A 6,862-nucleotide genomic window follows, 5' to 3' on the forward strand; every position below is an offset into this window, starting at 1 on the left:
AGGTGCCGCTGGACCCGGCCAGGGTCGCCAAGGACGTCGCCGAGGTGGTGGCGCACGCGTGCGACGAGCTCGCCACGCCCCTGCCGCGCGTGTCCATCGAACCCGGGCGCGCCGTCGTCGGCCCCACGACCGTGACGCTCTACACCGTCGGGACCGTCAAGCCCGTCCCCCTGGACGGGGGCGTGGTGCGCACCTACGTCTCGGTGGACGGCGGGATGAGCGACAACCTGCGCCCGGCCCTCTACGGCGCGCGCTACACCGCCGCCGTGGTCTCGCGCGCGTCGAACGCGGCACCGGTGCTGGCCCGGGTGGTGGGCAAGCACTGCGAGAGCGGGGACGTCGTGGTGCACGACGTCGACCTGCCGGGCGACATCCGCGCGGGGGATCTGCTCGCCGTCCCCGCGACGGGCGCCTACGGCCGATCGATGGCCTCCAACTACAACCTCGTGCCCCGCCCGCCCGTGGTCGCGGTGCGCGACGGCGGGACCCGGGTGCTGGTGCGCCGCGAGACCGAGGACGACCTGCTCGGCCTCGACCAGGGCTGAGTGCGGCCGCCGACGGCGGCCGGGGCACGACGAGCGAGGGAGAGCCGTGACGAGCGAGGCACCCGGCGAGCTGACGACGGCCGACCCGGGCGGCGGCGCGCTGCCGGCCGACGTGCACGAGCTCTGGGCGCCGGCGCCCGGCTACCTCAACGCCGCGAGCATGGGACTGCCCCCGCGCGGCGTCGTGGCGGCGATGGCCGAGGACCTGGCCGGCTGGCAGGCGGGGACGGTCGGGCCCGGCGGGTACGACGGCGCCGTGCGGCGCTCGCGGGAGGCCTTCGCCCGGCTGGTGTGCGTCGGGCCGGACCGCGTGGCCGTCGGCCCCCAGGTGTCCGTGCTCGTGGGGACGGTCGCGGCGAGCCTGCCCGACGGCGCCCGCGTCGTCGTCCCGCACGGCGAGTTCACCTCGATGGTCTTCCCCTTCCTCGTGCACGCGGACCGCGGGGTGACGGTCGAGCACGTGCCGCTCGAGGCTCTCGCCGACGCGGTGCGGCCCGGTGTCGACGTCGTCGCGTTCTCCGTGGTGCAGTCGGCCGACGGTCGGCTGGTCGACGTCGACGCGGTGCTCGCCGCGGCGCGCGAGGTCGGGGCCCTCACGGTCGCGGACCTCACGCAGGCCGCCGGCTGGCTGCCGGTCGACGCCGGCCGGTTCGACGTCACCGTCACCGGCGCCTACAAGTGGCTGTGCGCGCCGCGCGGCTCGGCCTTCCTCACCGTGGGTCGGGAGGCCCAGGAGCGGGTGCGCCCGATCCTGGCCGGCTGGTACGCGGGGGAGCGGGTGTGGGACGCGGTCTACGGCCCGGGCATGGCGCTCGCGGCCGACGCGCGGCGGTTCGACGTGTCGCCCGCGTGGCCGGTCTGGGTCGGCACGGCACCGGCGGTCGAGCTCTTCGCCGACCTCCTGCGCGGCGACCCGGCGGTGGCGGCGGCGGTGCGCGGGTACGGGGGAGCGCTCGCCGACCGGGTGCGGGTCGCGCTCGACCTCGTCCCGACGGGCCTGCCGATCCTGACGCTGCCGGACCCCGACGGATCGCGCCAGGCCGCCCTCGAGGCGGCGGGCTGCCGGGTCGCGGCGCGCGCCGGTGGCGTGCGACTGGCCTTCCACCTGTGGAACGACGAGGACGACGTCGGGCGCGTGCTCGAGGCCTGCGCTCGGCGCACCTCCGCCGCCCACGGCTCGGCTCCCGGCTGACCGGATCGGCGTCGCCCGCCGCCGGCGTGGAGGATCCGACACGAAACGCCTTCCCGAGGTTCCACCGAGCGTGGATCGACGGCGCGCGGACGGACGGCCCGACGCCGTCCCGCTCACCCGTATCCTGGGCCCGCCCGACAGACGACGAGAGGTGGACCCGGTGGCTGGCCCCGACCGCGCGGTGCGCGTGGCAGTGCTCGGATGCGGTGTCGTCGGCACCGAGGTGGTCCGGCTGCTCACCCGCCAGTCCGCCGACCTGGCCGCGCGCGTGGGCGCGCCGCTCGAGCTGGTCGGGGTGGCCGTGCGCGACCTCGCGACGCCGCGCGACGCCGTGGTGGACCCGGACCTGCTCACCACGGACGCCGAGGCACTGGTCGACCGTGCCGACGTCGTCGTGGAGGTCATGGGCGGGATCGAGCCGGCCCGCGCCCTGCTGCTCCGCGCGATCGCCGGCGGGGCCGCCGTCGTGACGGCCAACAAGGCGCTGCTCGGCCAGGACGGCCCCACGCTCTACGCCGCGGCCGATGCCGCCGGGGTGGACCTGTACTTCGAGGCGGCCGTCGCCGGCGCCATCCCGCTGGTCCGGCCCGTGCGCGAGTCCCTCGCCGGGGACCGGATCACCCGCGTGCTGGGCATCGTCAACGGCACCACCAACTACGTCCTCGACCAGATGACGAGCGCCGGCCTCGAGCTCGACCAGGCGGTCGAGCAGGCCCAGGCGCTCGGCTACGCCGAGGCGGACCCGACGGCCGACGTCGAGGGCTTCGACGCGGCGGCCAAGGCCGCGATCCTGGCATCGCTCGCCTTCCACACCCGCGTGAGCGTCGACGACGTGCACCGCGAGGGCATCACGGCCGTCAGCGCGCAGGACGTCGAGGCGGCGCGCGAGACCGGCTACGTCATCAAGCTGCTCGCGATCGCCGAGCGCGTCACCGCGTCGCCGGACGGCGCCGCACCGGTCGACGGCGTCGTGGTCCGTGTGCACCCGGCGCTCGTCCCGGACACCCACCCGCTCGCCGGCGTGCGCGGCGCCTTCAACGCGGTGTTCGTCGAGGCCGAGGCCGCCGGTGAGCTGATGTTCTACGGCCGGGGCGCCGGCGGGCTGCCGACGGCGAGCGCGGTGCTGGGCGACGTCGTCACGGTGGCCCGCCACCGGGTGCAGGGCGGCAAGGGCCCCATCGAGTCCCGCTACGCCGACCTGCCGGTGCACCCCATCGGCCGGGCGACCACGCGCTACCAGATCCGCCTGCGCGTCGCCGACCGGCCCGGCGTGCTGGCGCAGGTCGCCCAGGCGTTCGCCGCGCACGACGTGTCGATCAAGGCCGTGCGCCAGTCCCCGCCCGTCGACGGGGGCGGGGCGACCGACCTGCTCGTGGTCACCCACCGCGCCGACGACGCCGCGCTGTCGGCGACCGTCGAGCGGCTGGCGGGCCTGGACGTGGTCGACGGTGTGCTGTCCGTGCTGCGAGTCGAAGGAGCCTGAGCGTGGCCCACCAGTGGCGTGGCGTGATCGCCGAGTACGCCGACCGTCTGCCCGAGCACGTGCGCACGCACGTCGTCACCCTCGGCGAGGGGGGCACCCCGCTGGTGCCCGCACCGGCGCTGTCGGACCTCACCGGCGCGCAGGTCTTCCTCAAGGTCGAGGGGATGAACCCCACCGGCTCGTTCAAGGACCGCGGGATGACGACCGCCATCTCGGCCGCAGCTGCGCGGGGAGCCAAGGTCGTCGTGTGCGCCTCGACGGGCAACACGTCGGCGTCCGCGGCCGCGTACGCGACGGCCGCCGGCATGGTCTGCGCCGTCCTGGTGCCCGACGGCAAGATCGCGATGGGCAAGCTGAGCCAGGCCGTCGCGCACGGCGCGCGCCTGCTCCAGGTGGACGGCAACTTCGACGACTGCCTCGTCGTGGCCCGCAAGCTCGCCGAGGCCTACCCCGTCGAGCTGGTCAACTCGGTCAACCCGGACCGGATCGAGGGCCAGAAGACGGGCGCGTTCGAGATCGTCGACGCGCTCGGTGACGCGCCGGACATCCACGTGCTGCCGGTGGGCAACGCGGGCAACATCACCGCGTACTGGAAGGGCTTCACCGAGTACGCGGCCACCGGGCCCGCGACGCGCCGCCCGGCGATGTGGGGCTTCCAGGCCGCCGGCGCCGCACCCATCGTGCTGGGTCACCCCGTGACCGAGCCCGAGACGATCGCCACCGCGATCCGGATCGGCAACCCGGCGTCCTGGTCCCAGGCCCTGGCGGCGCGCGACGAGTCCGGTGGCCTCATCGAGGCCGTCACCGACGAGCAGATCCTCGCGGCGCACCGGTTCCTGTCCGCCCGCGTGGGCGTGTTCGTCGAGCCCGGCTCGGCGGCCGGCGTCGCCGGGCTGCTCCTGCTCGCCGAGCAGGGGCGCGTGCCCGCCGGGGCCCGGATCACCGTCACGGTGACCGGGCACGGGCTCAAGGACCCCCAGTGGGCCCTGCGCACCCCGGACGGCAGCGAGGTGCGCCCGCAGCGCGTCACGCCGGACGTCGTCTCGGTGGCCGACGCCCTCGAGCTGGACCCGGAGGGTCGGGCATGAGGCTCGGCGCCGACCACGTCCGGGTGCGCGTCCCGGCGACCAGCGCCAACCTCGGCCCGGGCTTCGACGCGATGGGCCTGGCCCTGGCGCACTTCGACGAGGTCGAGGTGCGCGCCCTGGGCAGCGCGGACGTGCACGTCGAGGTGACCGGCGAGGGTGCCGGCGAGCTCCCCACGGGCGAGGACCACCTCATCGTGCGCGCCATCCGCGCCGCGCTCGACGAGGTCGGCGCGCCCCAGGTGGGCCTGCACCTCGTGTGCCACAACACCATCCCGCACGGCCGCGGGATGGGCTCGTCCGCCGCCGCGGTGGTCGCCGGGATCCTCGCCGTGCGGATGCTCATCGGCGAGCCGGAGGCGTTGCACAACACCGCGGCCTTCAAGATCGCCTCGGCGTTCGAGGGGCACCCCGACAACGCCGCGCCGGCCATCCTCGGTGGCGCGACGATCTCCTGGACGTCACCGGACGGGCCGCACGCGACGCAGCTGCCGCTGCACCCCGACATCGAGCCCGTCGTCCTCGTCCCGGCAGAGCGCTGCGCCACCAAGACGGCGCGCGGGGTGCTGCCGGCCCAGGTGCCGCACGCCGACGCCGCGTTCACGGCCGGCCGGGCGGCCCTGCTGGTCCAGGCCCTGAGCCACCGCCCGGAGCTGCTCTTCGAGGCGACGGAGGAGCGGCTGCACCAGGCGTACCGCTCGGCCGTCATGCCCGCGACGTGGGAGCTGGTCTGCGACCTGCGCGCCGCCGGTCAGGCCGCCGTCATCTCCGGTGCCGGGCCGTCGGTGCTCGTGCTGGAGCGCGCGTCCGACGGCGACGCCGGGGCTCGCGCGCGCGCCGAGGTGCTCGCGGGGCGCAGCGGCTGGCAGGTCCTCATGCCGGGCTTCGCCGACGGCGCGCTGGCCGAGCGGCTCTGAGGCCCCGCGGGGTGGCGTCGCGCCAGCGTGGCGGTCGCGTCACGGGCCGTTCCCCGGGTGGTAGCGTGACGTCATCCCCCCGGACCCCGAGCGGATGACGCGCACTCGCTGCGCGGCTGACGTGGGCCGGAGGGGACCACGCCACCACAGGTCTCGCCATCCGGCGAACGACCGCACGTGACGTGACCATCCGGGCATGGCCCGGACCACCACGCGGCCGCGCCTTCCGATGCGCCAGCCGCCGACGAGGGGGAAGGATCCTTCGTGTCAGACACCATCGAGGCTGTCTCCGCTGCACCGGGTGCGGCCGACAGCACCAGCCGGAGCGGCGCGCTGTCGACGCTGCGGCTGCCAGAGCTCCAGGCGCTCGCCGCCGAGCTCGGCGTCCCGCGCACGTCCGCCATGCGCAAGGGCGACCTGGTCACCGCGATCCGTGAGGTCCGTGCCGGCGGCTCGCGCACCCGTGCCACGGCCCCGGCCACCGCGCCGGACGCCGCAGCGGCCACCGCACCGGCCACCGCACCCGCCATCGCACCCGCCACCGAGCCGGCCGCACCGGTGCGGGCCGCAGCGCGCCGCACCGAGCGGGCAGAGCGCACGGAGACGCGCACCGACCGGTCCGAGACGCGCACCGACCGGTCCGAGACGCGCACCGATGCGCCATCCGACACCCACACCTCGGGCGGTGAGTCCGCGGACGAGCGCGCGGCGCGTGCGGCCGCAGCGGCCCGCTCCGTCACGGTCGAGGGCCGACGCTCGCGCCGGGCGGGCCGCGCCGAGGGCGCGCCGGTCGAGGGCCAGCAGCCCCCGGCCCGCGACCAGCAGGCCCAGCAGCGCGAGGGCCAGGCACCCGCCCGCGAGGTCCAGACCCGCCAGCAGGGTGACGGTCAGCAGGGGCGCGTGCAGGGCGACGGCCAGACCCGCCAGCAGGGCGACGGCCAGCAGCGCCAGCAGGGCCAGCAGGGTCAGGCCACCCAGAGCAACCCGCGTCTGCGTCAGGAGTTCGAGGACGACGAGCAGGGCGGTCGCCGCCGTCGGGGCCGCTACCGCGACCGCGACCGCAACAAGCGCCGTCCGGGCCGCCCTGGCCAGCCCGACATGACCGGCTACGACGACGTCGAGGTCAGCGACGACGACATCCTGCTCCCCGTCGCGGGGATCCTCGACATCAAGGACAACTACGCGTTCGTCCGGACCTCGGGCTACCTGCCCGGGGACAACGACGTGTACGTCTCCACCAACCAGGTCAAGAAGTACGGCATGCGCAAGGGCGACGCCATCATCGGCGCCGTCCGCCAGCCGCGCGAGGGCGACCCGCTGCCCCAGGGCCGCAACTCCAAGGTCAACGCCCTGGTGCGTCTGGACTCCATCAACGGGATGACGCCGGAGCAGGCGCGCGGCCGCGCCGACTTCGGCAAGCTCACCCCGCTGTACCCGCAGGAGCGCCTGCGCCTGGAGACCCTGCCGAACATCCTCACCACCCGGGTCATCGACCTCGTGGCGCCCATCGGCAAGGGCCAGCGCGGCCTCATCGTCTCCCCGCCCAAGGCGGGCAAGACCCTCGTGCTGCAGGCGATCGCCAACGCGATCACCACCAACAACCCCGAGGTCCACCTCATGGTCGTGCTCGTCGACGAGCG

6 protein-coding genes are annotated in these 6,862 nt (G+C 75.7%); all 6 read left to right on the forward strand.

The features are described 5' to 3' along the window. Positions 1-545: diaminopimelate decarboxylase family protein (locus PKY62_RS11415; protein ID WP_502875836.1), on the forward strand; the 545-nt coding region annotated here is incomplete at its 5' end. 46 nt (positions 546-591) lie between these two features. Next, positions 592-1,737, forward strand: a complete 1,146-nt coding sequence (locus PKY62_RS11420; RefSeq protein WP_324537057.1) for an aminotransferase class V-fold PLP-dependent enzyme — start codon at positions 592-594, stop codon at positions 1,735-1,737. A gap of 160 nt (positions 1,738-1,897) precedes the next feature. After that, complete coding sequence (locus PKY62_RS11425) at positions 1,898-3,220, forward strand: homoserine dehydrogenase (protein ID WP_324537059.1); 1,323 nt, start codon at positions 1,898-1,900, stop codon at positions 3,218-3,220. A gap of 2 nt (positions 3,221-3,222) precedes the next feature. Next, the gene (gene thrC / locus PKY62_RS11430; RefSeq protein ID WP_324537062.1) at positions 3,223-4,308 is read left to right on the forward strand and encodes a threonine synthase; all 1,086 of its coding nucleotides are present in this window, start codon (positions 3,223-3,225) and stop codon (positions 4,306-4,308) included. Next, positions 4,305-5,222 carry a homoserine kinase gene (thrB, locus tag PKY62_RS11435; protein ID WP_324537064.1) on the forward strand — a complete coding sequence of 306 codons (918 nt, stop codon included), beginning with the start codon at positions 4,305-4,307 and terminating at the stop codon, positions 5,220-5,222. The genes thrC and thrB overlap by 4 nt, the downstream gene beginning before the upstream one ends. A gap of 264 nt (positions 5,223-5,486) precedes the next feature. Then, positions 5,487-6,862, forward strand: a 1,376-nt coding sequence (locus tag PKY62_RS11440; protein ID WP_324537066.1) for a Rho termination factor N-terminal domain-containing protein, incomplete at its 3' end; no start/stop codon positions are given.

The sequence above is a fragment of the Actinotalea sp. genome (genome assembly GCF_035443605.1).
Lineage (GTDB): Bacteria > Actinomycetota > Actinomycetes > Actinomycetales > Cellulomonadaceae > Actinotalea.

Bases quoted from the DNA above. Each gene is read 5' to 3' on its own strand.
- thrB (WP_324537064.1), top strand. From the start codon at position 4,305: ATGAGGCTCGGCGCCGACCACGTCCGGGTGCGCGTCCCGGCGACCAGC.